Source organism: Blastococcus sp. SYSU DS0539 (assembly GCF_054050855.1).
This window is the reverse complement of sequence record NZ_JBJHAF010000015.1, coordinates 1-22,598: the sequence shown is the minus strand read 5'-3', so window position 1 is coordinate 22,598 and position 22,598 is coordinate 1. Positions and strand designations below refer to the sequence as shown.

The 22,598-nt window shown below is 74.5% G+C and carries 23 protein-coding genes and 1 riboswitch; of the genes, 14 read left to right on the top strand and 9 right to left on the bottom strand.

The annotated features are described in order from the left end of the window. The first annotated feature begins 106 nt into the window (after window positions 1-106). The 7 genes from ACI790_RS17135 to ACI790_RS17105 all read left to right on the top strand — a co-directional run bounded on the left by ACI790_RS17135 (window position 107) and on the right by ACI790_RS17105 (window position 7,472). A complete protein-coding gene (locus ACI790_RS17135; RefSeq protein ID WP_456570998.1) occupies window positions 107-895 on the top strand; it encodes a thioesterase family protein in 789 nt (262 codons plus the stop codon). A gap of 156 nt (window positions 896-1,051) precedes the next feature. After that, entirely contained in the window at window positions 1,052-1,945 is an 894-nt protein-coding gene (locus ACI790_RS17130; protein WP_456570997.1) for a mechanosensitive ion channel family protein, read from the top strand. Further along, window positions 1,942-2,463, top strand: a complete 522-nt coding sequence (locus tag ACI790_RS17125) for a hypothetical protein (RefSeq protein WP_456570996.1) — start codon at window positions 1,942-1,944, stop codon at window positions 2,461-2,463. The genes ACI790_RS17130 and ACI790_RS17125 overlap by 4 nt, the downstream gene beginning before the upstream one ends. A gap of 96 nt (window positions 2,464-2,559) precedes the next feature. After that, window positions 2,560-2,675, top strand: a riboswitch (SAM riboswitch). A gap of 42 nt (window positions 2,676-2,717) precedes the next feature. Then, the gene (locus ACI790_RS17120) at window positions 2,718-4,010 is read left to right on the top strand and encodes a bifunctional o-acetylhomoserine/o-acetylserine sulfhydrylase (protein ID WP_456570995.1); all 1,293 of its coding nucleotides are present in this window, start codon (window positions 2,718-2,720) and stop codon (window positions 4,008-4,010) included. Between the two features lies 1 nt (window position 4,011). Then, window positions 4,012-5,166 carry a homoserine O-acetyltransferase MetX gene (gene metX, locus ACI790_RS17115; RefSeq protein WP_456570994.1) on the top strand — a complete coding sequence of 385 codons (1,155 nt, stop codon included), beginning with the start codon at window positions 4,012-4,014 and terminating at the stop codon, window positions 5,164-5,166. Between the two features lie 4 nt (window positions 5,167-5,170). Continuing rightward, window positions 5,171-6,235, top strand: a complete 1,065-nt coding sequence (locus ACI790_RS17110) for a threonine aldolase family protein (protein ID WP_456570993.1) — start codon at window positions 5,171-5,173, stop codon at window positions 6,233-6,235. Window positions 6,236-6,266: 31 nt separating this feature from the next. Next, window positions 6,267-7,472: a cysteine desulfurase-like protein gene (locus ACI790_RS17105; RefSeq protein WP_456570992.1), complete on the top strand. Its 1,206-nt coding sequence runs from the start codon at window positions 6,267-6,269 to the stop codon at window positions 7,470-7,472. Window positions 7,473-7,475: 3 nt separating this feature from the next. On the opposite strand, the gene ACI790_RS17100 is transcribed toward ACI790_RS17105, so the two are convergent. Next, the gene (locus ACI790_RS17100) at window positions 7,476-8,006 is read right to left on the bottom strand and encodes a gamma carbonic anhydrase family protein (protein ID WP_456570991.1); all 531 of its coding nucleotides are present in this window, start codon (window positions 8,004-8,006) and stop codon (window positions 7,476-7,478) included. Between the two features lie 62 nt (window positions 8,007-8,068). Between ACI790_RS17100 and ACI790_RS17095 the strand changes: the two genes are divergently transcribed. Then, complete coding sequence (locus ACI790_RS17095) at window positions 8,069-9,103, top strand: 5-methyltetrahydropteroyltriglutamate--homocysteine methyltransferase (protein ID WP_456570990.1); 1,035 nt, start codon at window positions 8,069-8,071, stop codon at window positions 9,101-9,103. Window positions 9,104-9,113: 10 nt separating this feature from the next. Here the strand turns inward: ACI790_RS17095 and gdhA are convergent, their stop codons facing one another. Next, window positions 9,114-10,463 (bottom strand): NADP-specific glutamate dehydrogenase, encoded by a 1,350-nt coding sequence (gene gdhA / locus ACI790_RS17090; protein WP_456570989.1) that lies wholly within the window; start codon window positions 10,461-10,463, stop codon window positions 9,114-9,116. A gap of 407 nt (window positions 10,464-10,870) precedes the next feature. On the opposite strand from gdhA, the gene ACI790_RS17085 reads away from it, so the two are divergent. Further along, complete coding sequence (locus ACI790_RS17085) at window positions 10,871-11,626, top strand: SDR family oxidoreductase (protein ID WP_456570988.1); 756 nt, start codon at window positions 10,871-10,873, stop codon at window positions 11,624-11,626. A 110-nt stretch (window positions 11,627-11,736) separates the two neighbouring features. Here the strand turns inward: ACI790_RS17085 and ACI790_RS17080 are convergent. Next, window positions 11,737-12,529 (bottom strand): IS5 family transposase gene (locus ACI790_RS17080; protein ID WP_456570987.1). Its coding sequence is split into 2 segments (ribosomal slippage): window positions 11,737-12,003 and window positions 12,005-12,529, totalling 792 coding nucleotides; the frame shifts between segments, so codons are not numbered across the junction. Between the two features lie 184 nt (window positions 12,530-12,713). Here ACI790_RS17080 and ACI790_RS17075 point away from each other — a divergent pair. Next, complete coding sequence (locus ACI790_RS17075; protein ID WP_456570986.1) at window positions 12,714-12,845, top strand: hypothetical protein; 132 nt, start codon at window positions 12,714-12,716, stop codon at window positions 12,843-12,845. A 117-nt stretch (window positions 12,846-12,962) separates the two neighbouring features. Here the strand turns inward: ACI790_RS17075 and ACI790_RS17070 are convergent, their stop codons facing one another. The 5 genes from ACI790_RS17070 to ACI790_RS17050 all read right to left on the bottom strand — a co-directional run bounded on the left by ACI790_RS17070 (window position 12,963) and on the right by ACI790_RS17050 (window position 18,133). Continuing rightward, complete coding sequence (locus tag ACI790_RS17070) at window positions 12,963-13,985, bottom strand: C40 family peptidase (protein WP_456570985.1); 1,023 nt, start codon at window positions 13,983-13,985, stop codon at window positions 12,963-12,965. Between the two features lie 169 nt (window positions 13,986-14,154). Continuing rightward, complete coding sequence (locus tag ACI790_RS17065; RefSeq protein ID WP_456570984.1) at window positions 14,155-14,646, bottom strand: hypothetical protein; 492 nt, start codon at window positions 14,644-14,646, stop codon at window positions 14,155-14,157. Window positions 14,647-14,705: 59 nt separating this feature from the next. Continuing rightward, window positions 14,706-15,008: a hypothetical protein gene (locus ACI790_RS17060; protein WP_456570983.1), complete on the bottom strand. Its 303-nt coding sequence runs from the start codon at window positions 15,006-15,008 to the stop codon at window positions 14,706-14,708. 225 nt (window positions 15,009-15,233) lie between these two features. Next, window positions 15,234-16,622, bottom strand: a complete 1,389-nt coding sequence (locus tag ACI790_RS17055) for a metallopeptidase TldD-related protein (protein ID WP_456570982.1) — start codon at window positions 16,620-16,622, stop codon at window positions 15,234-15,236. After that, window positions 16,619-18,133: a TldD/PmbA family protein gene (locus tag ACI790_RS17050; RefSeq protein ID WP_456570981.1), complete on the bottom strand. Its 1,515-nt coding sequence runs from the start codon at window positions 18,131-18,133 to the stop codon at window positions 16,619-16,621. The genes ACI790_RS17055 and ACI790_RS17050 overlap by 4 nt, the downstream gene beginning before the upstream one ends. Before the next feature lie 63 nt (window positions 18,134-18,196). On the opposite strand from ACI790_RS17050, the gene ACI790_RS17045 reads away from it, so the two are divergent. After that, window positions 18,197-19,000, top strand: coding sequence for an MBL fold metallo-hydrolase (locus ACI790_RS17045; RefSeq protein WP_456570980.1), 804 nt, complete (start codon window positions 18,197-18,199; stop codon window positions 18,998-19,000). Window positions 19,001-19,015: 15 nt separating this feature from the next. Here the strand turns inward: ACI790_RS17045 and ACI790_RS17040 are convergent, their stop codons facing one another. Further along, complete coding sequence (locus tag ACI790_RS17040) at window positions 19,016-20,314, bottom strand: amidohydrolase family protein (protein ID WP_456570979.1); 1,299 nt, start codon at window positions 20,312-20,314, stop codon at window positions 19,016-19,018. A gap of 72 nt (window positions 20,315-20,386) precedes the next feature. Here ACI790_RS17040 and ACI790_RS17035 point away from each other — a divergent pair, with 72 nt between their 5' ends. Genes ACI790_RS17035 through ACI790_RS17025 form a run of 3 tightly spaced genes read left to right on the top strand, consistent with a single transcriptional unit; the run spans window position 20,387 to window position 22,378 of the window. Then, entirely contained in the window at window positions 20,387-21,082 is a 696-nt protein-coding gene (locus tag ACI790_RS17035) for a DedA family protein (RefSeq protein WP_456570978.1), read from the top strand. Window positions 21,083-21,086: 4 nt separating this feature from the next. After that, window positions 21,087-21,758, top strand: coding sequence for an HAD-IA family hydrolase (locus ACI790_RS17030; protein ID WP_456570977.1), 672 nt, complete (start codon window positions 21,087-21,089; stop codon window positions 21,756-21,758). Beyond that, the gene (locus tag ACI790_RS17025; protein ID WP_456570976.1) at window positions 21,755-22,378 is read left to right on the top strand and encodes an alpha/beta hydrolase family protein; all 624 of its coding nucleotides are present in this window, start codon (window positions 21,755-21,757) and stop codon (window positions 22,376-22,378) included. The genes ACI790_RS17030 and ACI790_RS17025 overlap by 4 nt, the downstream gene beginning before the upstream one ends. Window positions 22,379-22,598: the final 220 nt, after the last annotated feature.

The following is a 22,598-nucleotide window of genomic DNA, read 5'->3' as shown; positions in this document are numbered from 1 at the left end:
CGGCCGGACCGTACGCAGCTCGGTTCGGCGGGACAACGGATCCCGCCGCGCAGCCGGGAGACCCGGCGCAGGGCGGGGGTGGGCGGCGGCGCGAGACTCGCTTGCCATGGACGTGCCCGAGGCCCTCTACCTGCCCGACGGCGACGGCTTCACCGCCACCGCCCTCACCATCGGCCCGTGGGACACCGGGTACCAGCACGCCGGGCCGCCGGCCGCGCTGCTGCTGCGCGCCGCCGAGCAGGCGAGCGGCATCACCGGCGGGCAGACGGTGCGCCTGGCCTACGACATCCTCGGGCCGGTACCGGTCGGCCCGGTGCGGGTGACCACGTCCACCGTGCGCCCCGGCCGCCGGATCGAGCTGGTCGAGGCGGTGCTCGACGCCGGCGACGGCCGCCCGCTCATGCGCCTGTCGGCCTGGCGGATGCGCTCGCGTGACGACGCCGCGCCGGCCACCCCGCAGCCGCACCCGGCACCGGCCGGGCCGGAGGAGAGCCGGCCCGAGCAGGCGGCGTTCTTCACCACCGACGTCGCCTACCACCGGGCGCTGGGGTGGCGCTTCGCGGCGGGGGCGTTCAACGAGCCCGGACCCGCCACCGCCTGGACCCGGCCGGAGTGCGCCCTGGTCGCCGGGGAGCCGATGACCCCGCTGCAGCACCTGCTGGTCATGACCGACGCCGCCAGCGGCATCTCGGCGACGCTGGACTGGACGCGGGCGACGTTCGCCAACGTCGACCTCTCCGTGGCGCTGCACCGCCCGCCGCGCGGCGAGTGGCTCGGCATGGACGCCACCACGGTCCACGGCGGCACCGGTGCCGCGCAGTGCCTCGCCGTCCTCTTCGACGCCGACGGGCCGATCGGCCGGTCCACCCAGTCGTTGTTCGTGGAACCGCGCTGACCGGCCCGGGGTGACCCATCTCTCCGTCACTCCCGCCCAGGTCAGCGGCCCGCGACAATGGCCGGGCAGCGGTACCGGCAGGTCCGGTTGGCATCGGCGCGCACCGGTGCGCACTGTGGAAAGGTCGCTCCCCCCGACGAACGGAGCCTGCTACCCGTGGACGCGTTGAGAGAGCTGCTGGACTGGCTGGCCGGCAGGGGTCTCGAGGTCGTGCTGATCGTCATCGGCTCGGTGCTGCTCGCCCGCTTCGTGGCCTGGGCCGGCACGCGGATCACCGACCGGATCGACCGCAACTCCACCGGCGGCGACGCGCTGGTCCGCAGCGAGGCCGCCAAGCACCGGCACTCGCTCACCCAGGTGCTCACCTGGGCGGCGATCGTGCTCATCTACTCGATCGCGGTCTTCTTCGTCCTCGAGCGGCTGGGCGTGCCCATCACGGGTCTCGTCGCGCCGGCCACCGTGCTCGGCGTCGGGCTGGGCTTCGGCGCCCAGCGCATCGTCGGTGACGTGCTGGCCGGGTTCTTCATCATCACCGAGCGCCAGTACGGGTTCGGCGACGTCGTCTCCATCCAGGTCGTCGGTGGGGGCGACCCGGCCGCCGGCACGGTGGAGGACGTCACGCTGCGGGTGACCCGGATGCGCTCGCCCAACGGCGAGGTCGTCACGGTGCCCAACGGGCAGATCGTCAAGGTCGTCAACCTCTCCCGCGACTGGGCCCGCGCCGTCGTCGACGTGCCGGTGCCGACCAGCGTCGACGTCAACCGCGCCAACGAGATCCTGCGCGAGGTCGGCCGAGAGGCGTTCCGCGACCCGGCGATGCGCCCGCTGCTGCTCGACCCGCCCACCGTCATGGGCGTGGAGACCCTCGGCCTGGACGAGGTGAACGTGCGCGTGGTCGCCCGCACGCTGCCGGGCAAGCAGTTCGAGGTCGGCCGCGACCTGCGCGCCCGGGTGGTCCACGCGTTCCGCAGCCAGGGCATGCAGGTGCCGCAGCCGACCACCAGCCAGACGGACGACGACGCCACCGCGGTGCGGGAGGGAGTCCGATGAGCGCGCCCGAGAACCGGCCCGCCGACGCGCCGGGCCCCGACGACGGCACCCCCTCCGGCCGGAGCGTGAGCACCGCCCCGCCGGCCGCTCCGCCCGCCCAGCCCGCTCCGGCACCGGCCACCGGCTGGTGGGCCTCCATCCCCCGGCACCTGGGCCGGGCCCGCACCTCGACGGTGGTGCTGGTCGTGCTGTTCCTCGCGATCGGCGCGCTCTACCTCAACGTCCGGCCGCCGTCCCCGGGCGACCCCGTCCCCCGCGAGGAGACCGCCGAGCCGACGGAGACGTTCGAGCCCACCGAGACCGAGCCGACCGAGCCCGAGCCCACCGAGACCGCACCGCCGACCGAGGAGCCGGAGCCGACCACCCCGGCCACCACCGGCCCGACGACGTCCCCGGGCACCACCGGATCCACCCCGACCACCCCGGAGACCACCGGGCCCGCGCCCACCGGCGGCACCGACGATCCGGACGACACCGGCGGCACGGACGACACCGCGCCCGAGTCCCCCACGGGCTGAGCCCGGGGCGGTTGTTTCACGTGCGACATCGGCCGGACGGGCACCCGGTGCCGGTCAGTGTGCAGGTGGCGGGGCCGACGTCCTAGGATCGGCACGGCTCCTGAGAGGCAGCGCGAAGCACCTGGCTGGCTGCCCGGCAACCTCTACTCCGTCTGAGGTGCTCCAGGGGAAGAGCCGGCCGGGCGGCGTCCGCCCTCCGGCAACGACGGAGCTCCCGTGCGCCGCGGGTCTCCGCGAGCGAGAGGAGACGGCGCATGAGCGACCCGCAGAACTGGAGCTTCGAGACCCGGCAGATCCACGCCGGCACGAGCCCCGACCCCACCACCGGGGCCCGCGCCCTGCCGATCTACGCGACCACCAGCTACCAGTTCCGCGACACCCAGCACGCCGCGGACCTGTTCGCGCTGGCCGAGATGGGCAACATCTACACCCGGATCATGAACCCGACGCAGGACGCGCTGGAGCAGCGCGTCGCCTCGCTGGAGGGCGGCGTCGCCGCACTCGCGGTCGCCTCGGGGCAGGCCGCGGAGACGCTGGCGATCCTCAACCTCGCCGAGGCCGGCGACCACGTCGTCGCGTCCGCCTCCCTGTACGGCGGCACGTACAACCTGCTGCACCACTCGCTGCCCAAGATGGGCATCACCGTCTCCTTCGTCGAGAACCCCGACGACCCGGAGAACTGGCAGTCGCTGGTGCAGGAGAACACCCGCGCCTTCTACGCCGAGACCATCGGCAACCCGAAGGGCGACGTCCTCGACATCGAGGCCGTCGCGGGCGTCGCGCACCGCAACGGCGTCCCGCTGATCGTGGACAACACGGTCGCGACGCCCTACCTGATCCGCCCGTTCGAGTTCGGCGCCGACGTCGTCGTGCACTCGGCGACGAAGTACCTGGGCGGGCACGGCACCGCCATCGCCGGCCTCATCGTCGACGGCGGCACGTTCGACTGGCGCGGCGGCCGGCACCCGATGTTCACGACGCCCGACCCGACGTACCACGGCGTGGTCTACGCCGACCTGGGTGCGCCGGCCTTCGCGCTGAAGGCCCGGGTGCAGTTGCTCCGCGACCTCGGTCCGGCCGTCTCCCCGTTCAACGCCTTCCTCGTCGTCCAGGGCATCGAGACGCTGTCGCTGCGCATGGACCGGCACGTGGCGAACGCGCAGCGGGTGGCGGAGTTCCTCGAGGCGCACGACGCCGTCGAGCGGGTGAACTACGCGGGCTTGCCCACCAACCGGTGGCACGCCGCGCAGCAGAAGTACGCCCCGAAGGGCGCCGGCGCCGTCCTCACGTTCGAGCTGCACGGCGGCAAGGAGGCCGGCCAGAGGTTCGTCGAGGCGCTGGAGCTGCACAGCCACGTGGCCAACATCGGCGACGTCCGCTCGCTGGTCATCCACCCGGCCTCGACCACCCACTCGCAGCTCACCCCGGAGGAGCAGCTCACCACCGGCGTGACGCCGGGCCTGGTGCGCCTCGCCGTGGGCCTGGAGGGCATCGAGGACATCCTGGCCGACCTCGAGGCGGGCTTCCGCGCCGCCAAGGACGCCTGAGGTGACCGGGGTCCGGGAGGGAGCCGGCTCCGCCGCCGGTCCGTCCCGGGCCCCGGCCCGCACCGGGGGCTGGCTCGAGGGTGATCCGGCGGGCGACCGCCGGTTCCTCGACCTGGCGGGGCCGTTCCGGCTGGAACGCGGCGGGAGCCTGCCGGCGGTGCGGATCGCCTACGAGACCTGGGGAACGCTCGCGCCCGGCGGGGACAACGCCGTGCTGATCGAGCACGCGCTGACCGGGGACAGCCACGTCGTCGGCCCGGCCGGGCCGGGCCACCCGACGCCCGGCTGGTGGAGCGGCATCGCCGGGCCGGGCGCGCCGCTGGACACCGACCGCTTCTTCGTCGTCTGCGCCAACGTGCTCGGCGGCTGCCAGGGCACCACCGGGCCGTCGTCACCGGCGCCGGACGGCCGCCGGTGGGGCGCGCGCTTCCCCGAGGTGACCGTGGGCGACCAGGTGCGCGCCGAGGCGGCGCTGGCCGACGCGCTGGGCATCGCCCGGTGGGCCGCCGTCGCCGGCGGGTCGATGGGCGGCATGCGGGCGCTGGAGTGGGCCGTGGCGGAGCCGGCGCGGGTCGACGCGCTGTTCTTCCTCGCGTCGAGCGCCGTCGCCTCGGCCGACCAGATCGGCACGCAGACCACCCAGCAGGCCGCCGTCCGGGCCGACGCCCGCTGGGCGGGCGGGGACTACCCCCTCGACGACCCGCCGGTGGACGGCCTGGGGGTCGCCCGGCGGATCGCGCACCTGACCTACCGCAGCGGGGTGGAGCTGGAGGCCCGGTTCGGCGCCCGCCTCCAGGACGACGGCCGGTACGCCGTCGCCTCCTACCTGGAGCACCACGCCGACAAGCTCTCCCGGCGCTTCGACGCCGGCAGCTACGTGGTGCTCACCGAGGCGATGAACCACTGGGACGTCGGCCGCGGCCGCGGCGGCGTCGAGGCGGCCCTCGCCGGGGTGACCGCCCGCGCGCTGGTGGCCGGCGTGGACAGCGACCGGCTCTACCCGGTCGAGCAGCAGCAGCGGGTGGCCGACGCGCTCGGCGTCCCGCTGCGGGTCATCTCCTCCCCGTACGGGCACGACGGCTTCCTGATCGAGACCGCCGCCGTCGGCGCGCTGCTGACCGAGCTGCTGGACGGCTCGGCCGGCGGGCCGGGCTGATCGGGTGGACGACGACCTGCTCCCGCTGCGGGAGGCGTGCGACCGCGCCCTGAGCGGGCACGGCGACTGGCGGCCGGCGGACCAGCTGGCCACGGTCCCGCCGGGCACGGCCCCGGACCGGTACGGCGACGGGGGTGTGGTCGCCGAGCTCGAGGCCGAGGTCGCCGGGCTGCTCGGCCTGCCCGCGGCGCTGTACCTGCCCACCGGCGTCATGGCGCAGCAGGCGGCGCTGCGGGTGCACGCCGACCGGCGGAGCCGGCGCACCGTGGTCTGCCACCCCGAGAGCCACCTGATCCGGCACGAGGAGCAGGCGTTCGAGCGGCTGCACGGCATGGTGCTGCGACCGGCCGGCGACCGGTACCGGCTGCTGGTGCGCGCCGATCTCGACGCGGTCGCCGAGCTCCCCGCCGCGCTGCTGGTGGAGCTGCCGCAGCGCGACCTGGGCGGGCAGCTCCCGCCGTGGGCCGACCTGGTGGAGCAGGTCGGCTGGGCGCGGGCCCGGGGCGCCGCGGCGCACCTGGACGGCGCCCGGCTGTGGGAGGCCGCCGCCGGCTACGACCGCACGCCGGCCGAGATCGCCGGGCTGTTCGACACCGTCTACGTGAGCTTCTACAAGGGCATCGGCGCGCTGGCCGGCTGCTGCCTGGCCGGCCCGGCGGACGTCGTCGCGGAGGCCCGGGAGTGGCGCCGCCGGCTGGGCGGCACGCTGTTCGGCATGTGGCCCGGAGCAGCGTCGGCGCTGGCCTGCCTGCGCCGCCGGCTGCCGCTGATGCCGGCCTACCTGGAGCGCGCCCGCGAGGTCGCCGGCGCCGTGCGCGACCTGCCCGGCGTCACCGTCGTCCCCGAACCGCCGCAGACGCCGATGCTGCACCTGCTGCTGCGCACGACACCGGAGGCGTTCACCGCGGCCGCCCGCCGCCTGGCCACCGACGAGGGCCTGTGGACCTGGCCGCGGGCCGCGCGCACCGGCGATCCCGGCGTCGTGCGGGTGGAGCTGGCCGTGGGGGACGCGGCGCTGGCGCTGCCGGTCGAGGAGATCCGGGCGGCGGTCGCCGCCCTCGCCGGGTGACGGGGGCGGCCGGCGGATAGCGTCGGCGACCATGGGTCTCGACGTCGCCGCGCTGCGCGCCTCCTTCCCCTCGCTGGCCTTGGGCACGGCGCACTTCGACGGCCCCGGCGGCACCCAGGTGCCCGACGTGGTGGCCCGGGCCGTGGCCGCGACGCTCACCTCGCCGATCGCCAACCGCGGCTCGGTGACCGCGGCCGAGCGGTTCGCCGACGAGACCGTGCTGGCCGCCCGCGCCGCCGTCGCCGACCTGCTGGGCGCCGACCCGGGCGGGATCGTGTTCGGCCGCAGCGCCACCGCGCTCACCTTCGACCTGGCCCGCACGCTGGCGGCCGGCTGGGGGCCCGGCGACGAGGTCGTCGTCACCCGGCTGGACCACGATGCCAACATCCGGCCGTGGGTGCTGGCCGCCGAGGCGGCCGGTGCGACGGTGCGGTGGGCTGCCTTCGACCCGTCCACCGGCGAGCTGACCGCCGACGACGTCGCCGCGGTGCTCACCGGCCGGACCCGCCTGGTCGCGGTCACCGGCGCCTCCAACCTGATCGGCACCCGGCCGCCGCTCGCCGCGATCGCCGAGCGGGTGCACGCCGCCGGTGCGCTGCTCGTGGTCGACGGGGTGCACCTCACCGCGCACGCGCCGGTGGACCTCGCCGACCTGGGCGCCGACTACTTCCTCTGCTCGCCGTACAAGTTCCTGGGCCCGCACTGCGGCGTGCTGGCCGCGGCCCCGGACGCGCTGGAGCGGCTCCGCCCGGCCAAGCTGCTGCCGTCGTCGGACGCCGTCCCGGAGCGCTTCGAGCAGGGCACGCTCCCCTACGAGCTGCTCGCCGGGACGACGGCGGCGATCGACTTCCTGGCCGCCCTCGCGCCGGACGCCGACGGGCCGCGCCGGGAGCGGCTGGTCGCGGCGATGACCGCCGTCGAGGAGCACGAGGACCGGCTCCGCGAGCGCCTGGAGGCGGGGCTGGGCGGGCTGCCCGGGATCCGGCTGTGGTCGCGGGCGGCGCACCGCACCCCCACCCTGCTGCTCACCTTCGACGGACGGGACGCCGCCGACGCCTACCGCTTCCTGGCCGGCCGCGGCGTCAACGCGCCCGCCGGCTCCTTCTACGCGATCGAGGCCAGCCGGTGGCTCGGGCTCGGCGCCACCGGCGGCCTGCGGGCCGGGCTGGCGCCCTACAGCGACGCCGACGACGTCGACCGGCTGCTGGCCGGCCTGCGGGAGTGGACGGCCGGCTGAGGCTCAGCCCAGCCGCTGCACCCGGCGGGCGGACTCCAGCCGGTCGGTGTAGCTGATCGCGTTGCCCTGGATGTGCAGCTGGTCGTCGTCGGTGCACTCGCGCAGCACCTTCGCGGGGACCCCCGCGATGAGCGAGCGGGGCGGGAACACCTTGCCCTGGGTGACGACGGCGCCGGCGGCGACGATCGAGCCGGAGCCGATGTGCGCGCCGTTCATGACGATGCTGCCCATGCCGACGAGCACGTCGTCGTCGATGCGCGCGCCGTGCAGCACCACCCGGTGCCCGACCGACACCCGCTCTCCCACCACGAGCGGGAAGCCGGCGTCGGAGTGCAGGGTGCAGCCGTCCTGGATGTTGGAGTCGGCGCCGATCTCGATGACCTCGCTGTCGGCCCGGGCCACCGCGCCGTACCAGATGCTCGCCCGCGGCCCCATGGTCACCGCGCCCACCACGACGGCCGTGGGCGCCACGAACGCCTCGTCGTCGATCCGGGGCGAGCCGAAGTCCAGGGCACCGATGAAGTTGTCCGCCACGTCGCCCAGCACAGCACAGCCCCGGGCGACGCGCACCGGCCGGGCCGGGCAGACTCGCCGGCATGCCCGCGCACCTTCCCCCCTTCCCCACGTCGGTCGTCGGGAGCCTGCCCCAGCCGGGCTGGCTGATCGACCGCGACCGCCTGGCCCACCAGTTCCCGCCGCGCGTGCGGGCGCGGGAGCTGTGGCGCGTGGCGCCCGAGCTGCTCGCCGAGGCGCAGGACGACGCGACCCGGCTGGCGATCCGCGCGCAGGAGGAGGCCGGGCTCGACATCGTCACCGACGGCGAGATCCGGCGGGAGTCGTACTCGAACCACTTCGCGACCGCGCTGACCGGCGTGGACGTCGACGACCCCGGCACCGTGCTGAACCGGTCGGGCAAGCCGATCCCGGTCCCGCGGGTGCGAGGGGAGATCTCCCGACCCGCCCCGATCCAGGCCGACGACGTCCGCTTCCTGCGGGCGCACACCGGCCGGACCGTCAAGATCACCGTCCCCGGCCCGTTCACCATGGCGCAGCAGGCCCAGGACGACCACTACGGCGACGGCCGAGCGCTGGCCCTGGCCTACGCCGACGTCGTCCGCGCGGAGATCGCCGACCTCTTCGCCGCCGGAGCCGACATCGTGCAGATCGACGAGCCGTGGCTGCAGGCCCGCCCCGAGGTCGCGCGCGAGTACGGCGCCGAGGCGGTGACCCGGGCGGTGGAGGGCGCGCCGGGTCCGGTGCACCTGCACCTGTGCTTCGGCTACGCGGCGATGGTCTCCGAGCGGCCCGCCGGCTACTCGTTCCTCCCCGAGCTCGCCGACACCCCCGTCGACACCGTCGCCGTCGAGACGGCGCAGTCGCACCTCGACCCGGCGACGCTGCGGCCGCTGCGCGGCAAGGGCATCGCACTCGGGGTCCTCGACCTGTCCACCCCGGAGGTCGAGACCCCCGAGATCGTGGCCGACCGGGTGCGCCGGGCGCTGGACGACGTGGACGTCGACCGGCTGGTGCTCACCAGCGACTGCGGGCTGAAGTACCTGCCGCGGGAATCCGCGGCGGGCAAGATGCGCTCGCTGGCGCTGGCCGCGACGATGCTGCGCGCGGAGCGGTAGCCCGCGCGGCTCAGATCAGCCCGTGGGCGTGCACCGCCTCGGCCACCTGGATGAAGCCGGCGACGTTGGCGCCCAGCACCAGGTCCCCGGGGGAGCCGTACTCCTCGGCGGTCTCGTGGCAGCGGGCGTGGATGTCGCGCATGATCTCCGCCAGCCGGGCCTCGCTGTGCTCGAAGGTCCAGCGGTCGCGGGAGGCGTTCTGCTGCATCTCCAGCGCCGAGGTGGCCACGCCACCGGCGTTGGCGGCCTTGCCCGGCGCGAAGAGCACGCCGGACTCCCGGAAGGCCTTCACCGCCGACGGGGTGGCGGGCATGTTGGCCCCCTCGACCACGTAGCGGCAGCCGTTCCGGGCGAGGACGGCGGCGGCGTCGGCGTCCAGCTCGTTCTGCGTCGCGCTGGGGATCGCGACGTCGCACGGGACGTCCCAGATGCTGCCCCCGGGGACGAAGCTCGCCGAGTCCCGCCGCTCGGCGTAGTCGGCCACCCGCCCGCGCTCGACCTCCTTGACCTGCTTGAGCAGGTCGAGGTCGATGCCCTTGTCGTCCACCACGTAGCCGCCGGAGTCCGAGCACGCCACGGCGGTCCCGCCCAGCTGGTGCACCTTCTCGATGCCGTAGAGCGCGACGTTCCCGGAGCCGCTGACGACGACCCGCTTGCCGTCGAAGGACTCCCCGCGGACGTCCATCATCGCCTCGGCGAAGAAGGCGGCGCCGTAGCCGGTCGCCTCGGTGCGGACCAGCGCCCCGCCCCAGCCCAGGCCCTTGCCGGTGAGCACGCCGGACTCGTAGCGGTTGGTGATGCGCTTGTACTGGCCGAACAGGTAGCCGATCTCGCGGGCACCCACGCCGATGTCACCGGCCGGCACGTCGGTGTACTCCCCCAGGTGCCGGTAGAGCTCGGTCATGAACGACTGGCAGAACCGCATGACCTCGGCGTCCGACCGGCCCTTGGGGTCGAAGTCGGAGCCGCCCTTGCCACCGCCGATCGGCATGCCGGTCAGCGCGTTCTTGAAGATCTGCTCGAAGCCCAGGAACTTGACGATGCCCAGGTTCACCGAGGGGTGGAAGCGCAGCCCGCCCTTGTAGGGCCCGAGCGCGGAGTTGAACTCCACCCGGAAGCCGCGGTTGATCCAGACCTCGCCGCGGTCGTCCTGCCACGGGACCCGGAAGATGATCTGCCGCTCGGGCTCGCAGATCCGCTGCACGGTCTTCATCTCGGTGTACTCGCTGTGCCGGTCGAGGACGACGGCCAGCGACTCCAGCACCTCGCGGACGGCCTGGTGGAACTCCGTCTCCCCGGGGTTGCGGTGCAGCACCTCGTCGTAGATGCCCTGGACCGACTCCGGTACCTCGCTGCTCACCGCGTGCCCCTCTCCTGCCGGACGTTCACCCCCGCAACGTACGTCGGTCGCGGGAGTTCGGCGGAACGGGGGCGAAACGTAACGGCGGATGTCACCCCCGGAGGCCACCATGACCGGCATGCCTTGGAGCTCATTCCAGAACGGCGAGTCAGCCATGGCAGATCGGGGCCGCCTCCGACATCGCGAACTCAGCCGGTAGATGCTGTCCGAGCGCCGCCGGTGGACGGCACATAGACAGTTGCAGTGAACACCGCTCGGTGATGCACATACCGGGCGCCACCCCGCCGTGCGCAGCCGCCTTGTCAGGCCCTTTCGGAGTTGTGTTCTCGGCGACCTTGCCCAGCAGCAGTCGCCCGCAGCGGGCAGGCTGGTCCCCGGCGGCCGTGACGGCGAGACCGGAGGCAGAAGTGAGCAGGTCAGAAGGGCTGCGCGGGCGGATCGCGCTGGTGACCGGTGGCAGCAGCGGCCTGGGACGAGCAACGGCTCTGGCCCTGGCTGCAGACGGCGCCGACGTCGCGGTACTGGCCCGCGGATCCACCGATCTGGACCAGACGGCCGAGCAGGTCCGGGCCCGTGGAGTGCGAGCGAGCGCGGCGGTGGTGGATCTCGCCGATGCCGATGCGATCGAGCGAGCCGTAGGCCAGGTGCGCGCCGAACTGGGCCGCGTCGACGTCTTGGTCAACGCGGCCGGGACAGACGTGCCTGGTCCGGTGGCCGAGCTCGACGTCGCAGCCTGGGACAGGGTGCTCGCGGTGAATCTGCGCGCGTCGTTCTTGCTGGCCAAGGCGGTCTGGCCGGACATGCGTGAGAACGGCCGCGGAACCATCCTCAACGTGTCCTCGGTGGCTGGCCGGCGCGGCTGGGCGGATGCCGCGGCCTACTGCTCCGCCAAGTTCGGGCTCACCGGCCTCACCCAGGCACTCGCGGCCGAAGGCAAGCCGCACCGCATCCGCGCCTGCGTGCTTTACCCCGGCGCCATGGACACTAGCTGGGGCGTTTGGTCACCGGAAGATCGGACCGGCTCTGCTGAGCGGACCCTGCCCCCCGACGCATTGGCTCCCGATCAGGTCGCCCGCCTAATCAGCTGGATCGCCGCCGCCCCGCCGGACGTGGTGCTCAACGAGGTCACCGTCACCCCACTGCTCGAGCAGGGATGGCCGTAGGGCTGCCGGCGTGCACGGGTAGCCCTACGGCTCGTCCACACCACTGGACGAGCCGAGTCCAAGTCTCTGGCAGCTGACCCTTCCACAGGTCATCCCACAAGGAACGGAAGTCATCGGTAGCAGATCAGGGCACAGGCCAGGTGCAGGAGGCCGAGATGGATGTCGGCGCGGCGTTCGTAGCGGGTGCGTAGCCGCTTGGAGGCGTGCAGCCAGGCGAAGCCGCGCTCGACGACCCAGCGGGTGCGGCCCAGACCCGAGCCGTGCGCGATGCCGCGGCGGGCGATGCCCGGCGTGATGCCCCGGTCTCGCAGGATCCGCCAGTACTTGTCGTGGTCGTAGCCGCGGTCGGCGTAGACCTCGCGCGGCCTGCGACGCGGCCCGCCCGCGGCGGCCCCGGACGGGGGGCACCCCATCCAGCAGCGGGATGAGCTGGGTGATGTCGTTGCGGTTGCCGCCGGTGAGGGTGACTGCCAGCGGGATGCCGCCGGCGTCGCGGATCAGGTGGTGCTTGGAGCAAGGACGACCGCGGTCAACCGGCGAGGGCCCGACGTGGTCCCCCCCTTTGAGCGCCCGGACGTGAGAGCCGTCCACGGCGCACCGGTCCAGGTCCAGATGGTCGCTGGCACGCAGCTCGGCCAGCAGGACCTGGTGCAGCGCCCGCCAGACGCCGGCCTCGGTCCAGTCCCGCAGCCGCCGCCAGCAGGTCACACCCGAGCAACCGACGAGCCCGGTGGGCAGCTGGTTCCAAGAGATTCCAGTCTTGAGCACGAACACGATGCCGGCCAGCGCGGCACGGTCATCGACCGGCCGCCGCCCCGGATGACGATGCCGGCGCGGCTTCGGCGCCGGCAGCAGCGGCCAAACCCGTTCCCACACTCCGTCGGGCACCAGTTCCTCGATCACCAGAACGGCCTCTGCGTGTCGCCCGCCAACCAGAGGAGGCGCGCCGGTCATTCTGAAAACAGCTCTTAGACGACCGACCTGCCCGTGCGGGCGTTCCGCGACCAGGCCGCCCTCGAGGCGTGGTCGGAGGCCAACGCCGCCACGGCGCCCGGGCTCCACGTGGGGATCGCCAAGAAGGACTCCGGTGCCGTCGGTGAACTGGGAGCAGCTGGTCGAGGTGCTGCTCTGCTCCGGCTGGATCGACGGCCGGGCCAACCGGCTCGACGACTCCGCCTACCTCCAGCGCATCACCCCGCGGCGGCCGCGCAGCGCCTGATCGCCGAAGAACCCCGCGGCGGCCGCGCAGCGTCTGGTCGCCGAAGAAACGTGCAGACCGTGGCGCGGCTGACCGCGGAGGGCCGGATGCGGCCGCCCGGGCTGGCCGCGGTGACCGTCAGCCGGTGGGGCGGACGCCGAACCGGAAGCCGCCCTGGTCGACGGAGGTCACCGACAGCGGCGTCCCGTAGGTGCGGGCGTGCACGATCATCCCGTCGCCGATGTAGAGCGCCACGTGGCTGATCGGCGAGTAGTAGAAGACCAGGTCGCCGGGCTGCAGCTCACCACGGGAGAGCTGCGGGCCGATCCTGGACTGGCCGCTGCTGGTGCGCGGCAGCGTGATGCCGGCGGCCGCGTAGGCGTAGGAGGTCAGGCCGGAGCAGTCGAAGGCGCCGGGGCCGGTGGCGCCGGAGCGGTAGGGGGAGCCGACCTTCGACAGCGCGACCTGGATCGCGGTCGCCGCCGCGGTGCCCGGTGCGACGGGCAGCTCCGCGACCGACGGCGTCTCGAGCCGGGGGCCGGCGACGATGGTGGAGACCCGGTCCTGCTCGGCCGCGGAGAGCCGCGCGTAGTCCGACTGGTACTCGGCGGCCCGCCGCTCGACCTCCGCCTTCTGCGCCTGGAGCTCGGCGAGGCCCGCCTGCGCGGTGGCGGCGGCCTGGTCGGCGGCGGCCTGCGCCTCCTCGGCGGCCGCGCGGGCGGCGGCGACCTCGGCGATGACCGAGTTGGTGTGCGTGGCGATCATGTCCAGCGTCGTCATCTGCTGGACGAGATCCTCCGCCGACTCGCTGGTGAGGAAGGCGGCGACCCGGGACTGCGTCTCGTCGGTGAAGCTGCTCTGGGCGATGGCCCGGATCTGCGGCTCGTGCACCGCGAGGGCGTCCTTCGCGGCCCGGGCCTGCGCGGCGGCCGCCTCGGCGGTCTGCTGCTGCGCGGCGACGATCTCCTCCGCCTCGTGCACCTGCGCCTCGACGGCGGTCAGCTGCTGCGCGGCCTGGGCCATCAGCGCGGCGGCCTCGGCCACCGTGCCCGGCTCGGCGCTCGCCGTCGTCGTCATCGCGGGGGAGAGAACCGCCGTCGCGGCCGCCACGAGCGCGGCACCCACCGCGAGGACGGCGCGCGAGCGGCGACGGGTGGTCAAGCGCTGCGACTGCACCGGAGCCTCCGATCACCTGCGCCGGGCCCGGGGAAGGGGCCTCAACCATGCGCGTCAGCACGGACGGTAGGGATCCGGTATCGAGAAGTAGTGAGGGGCGCGCGGGTGCGGGCGCCCCCGACCGCTTCGCCCGTCACACGCGCCCCAGGGGCGATCACCCGTCACGCGGGCCGGCGGCGGTGCCGTCGGGCAGCCGGTCGGACGCGAGCGGCACCAGCAGGTCGGCGACCGCCCCGGTGACGAACGAGTAGACGGCCTTGTGCCCCACGTCGACGATCTGGTCGCGGCGCGACCAGGTCCAGGGCGGGGCGCCGACGCCGGTGGCGTTCTCCAGCGTCTGGTCGGTGGCCAGCCGGACCGACGTGTGCCAGGCCGAGGCGCGCCAGCCGCGCAGCCCCGAGGCGGCCCAGATGCCGCGGAGGGCGCCCACGGCGGCGCCGGTGCCCCAGTGCATGAGGTGGTTGCGCGCGAGCGGGCGGGCGGACTCCGGCAGCCGCCGGCGGGTCGCCAGCGCGGTGAGCGTGCGCGCGGGCACGTAGCTGTCCGGCCGGCCGGTGACGGCCTGCTCGGCCTTCTCGCCCAGGGTCATGGCGGCGACGCCGGCGAGGCCGGCCAGTGCGCCCCGCAGGGCAGCGCGTCCCAACATGGGGGGCGCCCTACCCCGGAAGCGGTGCCGGGCAACGGCCCGGCGGGCATTTCCCGGCGTCAGCCGGCGAGCGGCTCCTGGACGTCCAGGCCGGCGACGGCCGAGAAGTCGCGCAGGATCGACGAGAGCTCCTCGGCGGTCCACGGCTCGCAGCAGTCGCACCCACCGTCGCGGAAGCTGGCCAGGCCGATGGACCCACCGGCCTGGTCCTCGGCGATGGCGAGGTGCCCGGCGGACGGGTGGCGGTGGCAGGCGCAGGCGGCGGCGCAGAGGCCGAGACCCCAGCCGGAGATGACGACGGTGTACCCGTCGTCGCGGACCTTGCCCACCTGGAAGACGGACGGCTTGCGACTCCTGCTCACGGAGTCCTCCCCTCGACAGCCCCGTGGGAGCGGGGCTCGCGTACGGTTCATGGCGTTTCCGAGCTACGAGAGGTTTCGGCAGAACCAGGTCTGGGGTAAAGCTCCCGATCAACTCTTCTTCCGGCACCGAGCGTAATCCGGCCGACACGGCTCGTCGCCGTCAGAATCCGCCAGGGCGCGGAGATCGACTTGGCGGAACTGTCACGGGGGCAATCCGGAGCGGGGTCAGCTGGCCGGGCTGACGCTGCTCATGTTGAAGTCGGGGACCCGCAGCGTCGGCATCGCCGTGCGGGTGAACCAGTCGTTCCACTCCCGCGGCAGGGTGCGCTCGGTGACGCCGGCCTGCACCGCCCGGCCGAGCAGGTCCACCGGCGACTCGTTGAACCGGAAGTTGTTCACCGCGCAGGTCACCTCGCCGCCCTCCACCAGGAAGACGCCGTCCCGGGTGAGGCCGGTGAGCAGCAGCGTCTGGGGATCGACCTCGCGGATGTACCAGAGCGTCGTCAGCAGCAGCCCTCGGTCGGTGGCCGCCACCATCTCCTCCTGGGTGGCGGTCGCCCCCGGCTCCTCGAGGACCAGGTTGTCGACGGCGACGGTGGCCGGCGCGGTCGTCCTCAGCGCCCACGCCCGCGGGCGGATCAGGTTGGTGAGGACGCCGCCGGAGATCCAGTCCACCGCCGGTGCGGCCATGCCGTTGTCGAAGACCGACGCCGCCCCCGACGACGCACCGACCAGCTGGAACGGCGCGGCCTCGAGCCCGGGCGCGTACGGATCGCTGCGCAGGGTCAGCGGCAGGGCCGCCAGCCGCTCGCCGGTGCGGTTGCCGCCACCCGGCCGGGCGAAGACGTTGCGGCCCTCGTCGGCGTCCCGGGCCTCCATGGTCCAGTACAGGTAGATCATCAGGTCGGCGACCGCCGAGGGCGGCAGGAGCGTCTCGTAGCGGCCGGCCGGGAGGTCCACCCGGCGGCGTGACCAGGCCAGCTTCCGCTGCACCTCCGCCGCGAGCCCGGCCACCGACACGTCGGAGAAGTCGCGGGTGCCGGTCCCGGCCCACACCGAGCTGCCGAAGTCCGGCGTCTTGCCGTTGAGCTCCACCCGTCCCGTCGGCTGGTCGTGCCGCAGCCGCAGGCCGGTGGAGCTGCCCAGGTAGGTGGTGCTCATGCCGTGTTCGGCGAAGCCGAAGAGCAACTCGTCGCGGTCGCGGGCCTCGCCGAAGGCCTGGCCCAGGGCGGGGGCGAACTCGGCGAAGACGTCGATCGAGGTCTCCGCCGGGTCGGCGTCCCAGTCGCCGGCGCCCGGGGGCGCCTCGGCGACCAGCGGCACGGCGTCCTCGGCCGGGCCGGCCTCGCGCGCGGCGTGCTCGCTGGCGGCGACGAGCTCGGCGACGTCCGGCGTCCCCGACCGGGTCACGGTGCCCACCGCCATGCCGGCGCCGCCGTCGACGAAGGAGATGACGACGACCTGGCGGGAGCGCATCGCGCCGTTGGTGGTGAGGCTGTTGCCCGCCCACCGCAGGTTCGCCTCCGACCCCTCGACGACGTAGGTGATCTGGCCGTCCGCGGTGGAGGCGGCCAGCGCCTGCTCGACGACGTCCTGCGGACGCTGCTTGCTCATCGCCCGGCCTCCTCGACGGTGTTGAGGACGGACACGTTCTCGAACAGCGCCGTCGGGCAGCCGTGGCTGACCGCCGCGGTCTGACCCGGCTGGGCCTTGCCGCAGTTGAACGCACCGCCCAGAACGTAGGTCTGCGGGCCGCCGACGACGCTCATCGAGCCCCAGAAGTCCGTCGTCGTCGCCTGGTAGGCGACGTCGCGCAGCTGGCCGGCGAGCCGGCCGTTCTCGATCCGGTAGAAGCGCTGGCCGGTGAACTGGAAGTTGTAGCGCTGCATGTCGATCGACCAGCTCTTGTCGCCGACGACGTAGATGCCGCGCTCGACCCCGCTGATGATCTCCGCGGTCGAGGGGCCCTCGGGGGCCGGCTGCAGCGACACGTTGGCCATCCGCTGCACCGGCACGTGGCCCGGGGAGTCGGCGAAGGCGCAGCCGTTGGAGCGCGCCATGCCCTGCCGCCGGGCCATGTTCCGGTCGACCTGGTAGCCCACGAGGACGCCGTCGCGGATTATCTCCCACTGCTGGCCCGCGACGCCCTCGTCGTCCCAGCCGACGGTGGACAGCCCGTGCAGGGCGGTGCGGTCGCCGGTGACGGTCATCAGCGGTGAGCCGTACCGCAGCGTGCCGAGCTTGTCGGGCGTGGCGAACGAGGTGCCGGCGTACGCGGCCTCGTAGCCCATCGCCCGGTCGAGCTCGGTGGCGTGGCCGATGGACTCGTGGATGGTCAGCCAGAGGTTGGACGGGTCGACGACGAGGTCGTACCGGCCGGCCTCGACCGTCGGCGCCTTGGTCTTCTCGCGCAGCAGTTCGGGGATCTCGGCCAGCTCGGCGCGCCAGTCCCAGCCGGTGCCGGTGAGGTACTCCCAGCCGCGGCCGGCCGGCGGGGCGAGCGTGCGCATGCTCTCGAACGAGCCGGTGGACCGGTCGACGGTGAGCGCGGTGAGGTCGGGGTGGATGCGCACCCGCTGCTGGCGGGTCCGGGTGCCGGCGGTGTCGGCGTAGTACTTCTGCTCCTTGACCAGCATGCAGCTCGCCTGGACGTGCTCGACGCCGTCCGCGGCCAGCAGCTGCTCGGACAGCTCGGTCAGCAGCGCGGACTTCTCCGCGTCCGGGACGGCGAACGGGTCCACGTCGTAGGCGGAGACGTACGTGCCGTCGGGGTACACCGGCTCGGGCGCGAGCTCGATGCGGTCGGAGTTGAGCGCGGCGGCCACCCGGGCCACGGCCACGGCCTCCTCGGCCAGCCGGACCGCCTCGGCGGCGGTGAGGACGACGCCCGCGGCGAAGCCCCAGGTGCCCTCGTGCACCACGCGGACGGCCAGGCCCAGGTCCTCGCCGTCGACGAACGCCTCGGGGCGGGCGTCGCGGAGGCTGATCGTCTGGGTGCGGATGCGCTCGACGCGGATGTCGGCGTGCTCGCAGCCGAGGTCGACCGCCCGGGTGAGCGCGGCGTCGGTGAGCGCGGACAGCGGCAGCGAGAGGAACGCCTCGTCGATGGCGCGGGGTGCTGGCACGGCCTCCTGTCTACCAGCGCTCGGGCACGGGTGAGCCGGCACGCCCCGGGTAATCGCCTGCGCATGGCACAGCCCGGGGACGACGTGACGATGACCTTCGGCGGCAACGCGACGATGCTGCTCCGGATCGGCGACTTCACGCTGCTGACCGACCCCAACTTCCTGCACCGGGGCCAGCGTGCGCGCCTGGGCTACGGGCTGCGCAGCAAGCGGCTGACCGAGCCGGCGCTCCAGCCGACCCAGCTGCCCGAGCTCGACGGCATCCTGCTGTCGCACATGCACGGCGACCACTGGGACCGCATCGCCACCCGGGAGCTGACGAAGGAGACCCCGGTGGTCACGACACCGGAGGCCGCGTCGTGCCTGGCCGACCGCGGCTTCACCGCCACCGCCGACCTGCGGCCCTGGCAGACGCACGCGTTCACCCGGGGCGGGGAGACGCTGCGGGTCACCTCCGTGCCGGGGGTGCACGGCCCCGGCCCGCTCGCCCGCGTGCTGCCCCAGGTGATGGGCAGCGTGCTCGAGCTGCTGCGCGACGGCGAGGTGAGCTGGCGGGGCTACATCAGCGGCGACACCCTCTACCGGCCGTTCCTCGGCGAGGTGCTGGAGCGGTGCGGCCCGCTCGACGTCGTCATCCCGCACCTCGGCGGGACGAAGGTGCTGGGGCTGACCGTGACCATGGACGGCCGCCAGGGCGCGGACCTGGTGGAGCTGCTGAAGCCGCCGGTCACCGTGCCGGTGCACTACGACGACTACGCGGTCTTCGCCTCGCCGCTGGGCGAGTTCGTCGCCGAGGTCGCCCGCCGCGAGCTGCCCGGCACCGTGCGGCCGGCCTACCGCGGCGAGACGATCAGCCTGCGCGCCTGACCGGGCGCCGGTCGCTCATCCCGTGGCCAGGCGGGCGGCGCGCTCGGCCACCTCGGTCCGCAGCGCGGCGACGTCCACCGATGGAACGGACCCGTCCCGCACGACCGGTCGCCCGCCGACCCACACGTCCCGCACGTGCCGGCCCGCGCCGGACCAGACCAGGTGGGCCAGCACGTCCGCCGGGTCGCCGACCGGCTCGAAGACCAGGTGGCGGGTGTCGACGTGCACCAGGTCGGCCCGCCGGCCGGCGGCGAGCTGCCCCAGATCGGGGCGGCCGATCGCGTCGGCGGCCGCCCCGGTGGCCAGCCAGAACGCCTCCGCGGCGGTGAGCGCGGTCGCCGACCGCTCGCGCAGCCGGGCCATCCCCGCGGCCAGCCGCAGATCGGCGAACAGGTCGAGGGAGTCGTTGGACGCCGGGCCGTCGGTGCCCAGCCCCACCCGGATCCCCAGGTCGAGCATCGGCCGCACCGGCGCCACCCCGCTGGCCAGCTTCGCGTTGCTGGCCGGGCAGTGGGCGACGGCGACGTCGTACTCCCGCCACAGGTCCAGGTCGCCGTCGTCCAGGTGCACGCAGTGCGCGGCGAGCACCCGGCCGCCCAGCACGTCGTAGGAGGCGAGCAGCGCGGGGACCGACAGCCCGTGCGCGGCCATCAGGTCCGCCCCCTCGCCGGTGGTCTCGGCGACGTGCAGGTGCAGCAGCAGGTCGTGCTCGCGCGCGGCCCGGGCCGCGTCGGCGAGCACCGGGAGCGGCACGGTGTAGGCGGCGTGCGGTCCCAGGCCGTACTCGACCACGCCGTCGCGGGGGGCGCCCTCGGCCAGCGCGACGGCGGCGTCGAGCTGCTCGGCCATCGGGGGCATGCCCGGCAGCGGCAGCAGCGGGGTGGCGATGACCGCCCGCGCGCCGGTGGTGCCCACCGCGGCGGCGATCCGCTCGGGGTGGAAGTACATCTCGACGCTGGTGGTGATCCCGTTGCCCAGCATCTCCGCCGACGCGGCGGTCATCGCCACCTCGACGTCCTCGGGCGTGAGCCGGCCCTCCCGCGGCCACATGACCTCGCGCAGCCAGCGGTCCAGGGGCAGCCCCTCGCCCTGGCCGCGGAACAGCACCATCGGCGCGTGCGAGTGGGCGTTGACCAGCCCGGGCGTCAGCACGCCGGGCACGGTCACCACGTCGGCGTCGCCGGGCGGCGGGGCCTCGGCCGCCGGGCCGACCCAGGTGATCCCGCCGTCGGCCACGTCGACGACGCCGTCGGGGACGACGGTGCCCGCACGGTCGCCGACGACGACGGCCCGGGCGGTGAAGCGCTGCCGCATGGGAAGCGAACCTAGCCGCGCGCCGGCCCTGGGGCGCGGCGGCGGGCCGAGGGCGCCGATACGGTGGAGACCATGTCCCTCCTCGCCGCCGCAGCCTCCGACGAGGGTGGCATCACCGGATTCCTGCTCGACCTGGTCGAAACGCTCGGGCCCGTCGGCGTGGGGCTCAGCATCCTGCTCGAGACGGTGATCCCGCCGATCCCGAGCGAGGCGGTGCTCGGCCTGGCCGGCGTGCTGATCCGGCAGGGCGAGATGAACGCCGTGGCCGTGGTCCTCTTCGCGACGCTCGGCTCGGTGGTCGGCGCGATCTTCTTCTACTACATCGGCCGGGCGCTGGGGCCACGCCGCTCGCACCGCTTCCTCGACCGGCTGCCGCTGGTGCAGACCGAGGACGTCGACAAGACCTTCGACTGGTTCGCCCGGCACGGCCGCGCGGCGGTCTTCTTCGGCCGCATGGTGCCGATCGTGCGCAGCTTCATCTCGGTGCCCGCCGGCGTCGTGCGGATGCCGTTCTGGCAGTTCATCGTCTACTCGGCCGCGGGCAGCCTGATCTGGAACACCGTGCTGGTGAGCCTCGGGGTGCTCGCCGGCAACTTCATCCAGGAGAACCTGAAGTACGTCGACTACGCCATCGTCGCCGCCGTCGCGCTGGGCGTCGGGTACCTGATCCTCAAGCGCTACCGCGACATCCACCGGCACTGGCGGGCGGGGACGGTGCCGCCCACCCCGGTGACGCCGGGCGATGAGCCCGGCCGCCCGGCAGCATGACGGGATGACCCGCACCCGGCCCGACGTGGTGGCCTTCGACGTCATGGAGACGCTGCTCGACCTGGCCCCGGTGCGCGCCACCCTCGAGGAGACCGGCCGGCCCGGTTCCCTGCTGGCGACGGTGTTCGCCCGCACCCTGCAGACCGGGTTCGCCGGCGTGGCCGTGGGCTCGTGGGCGCCGTTCCGGGCCACCTTCGACTCCGCGCTCGCCCAGGTCACCGACCTGTCCGAGGCGCAGCGGTCGCAGGTCGCCGACACCTTCGCCGAGACGTTCCCGCACCCCGACGTGGAGCCCGCGCTGCGCCGGCTGGCGTCGGCCGGCGTCCGCGTGGTGACGCTCACCCACGGGAGCCCCGGGGTCGCCGAGGCCGCCCTGGAGCGGGGCGGCGTCAGCGCGCTGGTGGAGCGCTCGCTGTCCAGCGAGCTGGTGCGGGCGTGGAAGCCGGCGCGCGAGGTCTACCTGTGGGCGGCCGGGGTCTGCGACGTCGAACCGCAGCAGCTGGCGCTGGTCGCCGCGCACGGCTGGGACGTCCACGGCGCGCAGCGGGCCGGCCTGACCGGGGCCTGGTTCCCGCGCAGCGAGCGGGTCTACCCGGCCGTCTACGACCCGCCGCACGTCGAGGCCGGCGACCTGGCCGCCGCCGTCGACGCGCTGCTGGCGCTGCCGCCGCGGTGACCGCCCTGGACATCGGGACCCCGCACGGCCCGGCCCGCGCGCACCTGACCGACGGCGGCGCCCGCGGGACGCTGCTGCTCGGGCACGGCGCCGGCGGCGGCGTCGAGTCGGCCGACCTGCTGGCCGTGGCCCGGGACGCCGCCGAGGCGGGCTGGCGGGTGCTGCGCATCGAGCAGCCGTGGCGGGTGGCCGGGAAGCGGATCGCGCCGGCCCCCGCGCGGCTGGACGAGGGCTGGCGGGCGGTGCTCGCCCACCTCTCCGGCACCGGGCACCTGGCCGGGCCGCTCGTCGTGGGCGGGCGCAGCGCCGGGGCTCGGGTGGCCTGCCGCACGGCGGCCCAGGTCGGCGCGGACGGCGTGCTGGCCCTCGCCTTCCCGCTGCACCCGCCGGGCCGACCGGAGAAGAGCCGCGCGGACGAGCTCACCGGGGTGTCCGTGCCGGTCGTGGTGGTGCAGGGCGAGACCGATGCGTTCGGTGCGCCGGCCGACGTGGCCGCGGTGCTGGCCGGGCGGTCGCACGCGTCCGTGTACGCCGTGCCGGGTGACCACTCGCTGAAGAAGAACCCGGACCTCGTCGGGGCGGCCGCCGCTTCCTGGCTGGCCGAGGTACTGCCCGCCTGAGCGCAGCCCGCGCCCGGCCATGAACGGCACACACGGCAGACGCACGTCCCCCTCGTCGGGACCGCCATGGCCACGCGAACGCGACTCGGTCTCAGAAGGGGGCTGGGTCGAGGTGGTCGGCGTCCCGCGTGGTGGCGGCGGCTGGTGGCCATCTGGTGGGTGGCCATGCCGGGGGTGGGGCCTCGGGAGGCGGGGGGCCGAGGGTGGCCATGTCGGGTGG

Excerpts from the sequence above, each read along its gene's own strand:
- ACI790_RS17135 (WP_456570998.1), top strand. The coding sequence starts at position 107 with ATGGACGTGCCCGAGGCCCTCTACCTGCCCGACGGCGACGGCTTCACC.
- ACI790_RS17125 (WP_456570996.1), top strand. The coding sequence starts at position 1,942 with ATGAGCGCGCCCGAGAACCGGCCCGCCGACGCGCCGGGCCCCGACGAC.
- ACI790_RS17120 (WP_456570995.1), top strand. The coding sequence starts at position 2,718 with ATGAGCGACCCGCAGAACTGGAGCTTCGAGACCCGGCAGATCCACGCC.
- ACI790_RS17105 (WP_456570992.1), top strand. The coding sequence starts at position 6,267 with ATGGGTCTCGACGTCGCCGCGCTGCGCGCCTCCTTCCCCTCGCTGGCC.
- ACI790_RS17095 (WP_456570990.1), top strand. The coding sequence starts at position 8,069 with ATGCCCGCGCACCTTCCCCCCTTCCCCACGTCGGTCGTCGGGAGCCTG.
- ACI790_RS17065 (WP_456570984.1), bottom strand. The coding sequence starts at position 14,646 with ATGTTGGGACGCGCTGCCCTGCGGGGCGCACTGGCCGGCCTCGCCGGC.
- ACI790_RS17055 (WP_456570982.1), bottom strand. The coding sequence starts at position 16,622 with ATGAGCAAGCAGCGTCCGCAGGACGTCGTCGAGCAGGCGCTGGCCGCC.
- ACI790_RS17045 (WP_456570980.1), top strand. The coding sequence starts at position 18,197 with ATGGCACAGCCCGGGGACGACGTGACGATGACCTTCGGCGGCAACGCG.
- ACI790_RS17040 (WP_456570979.1), bottom strand. The coding sequence starts at position 20,314 with ATGCGGCAGCGCTTCACCGCCCGGGCCGTCGTCGTCGGCGACCGTGCG.
- ACI790_RS17035 (WP_456570978.1), top strand. The coding sequence starts at position 20,387 with ATGTCCCTCCTCGCCGCCGCAGCCTCCGACGAGGGTGGCATCACCGGA.
- ACI790_RS17030 (WP_456570977.1), top strand. The coding sequence starts at position 21,087 with ATGACCCGCACCCGGCCCGACGTGGTGGCCTTCGACGTCATGGAGACG.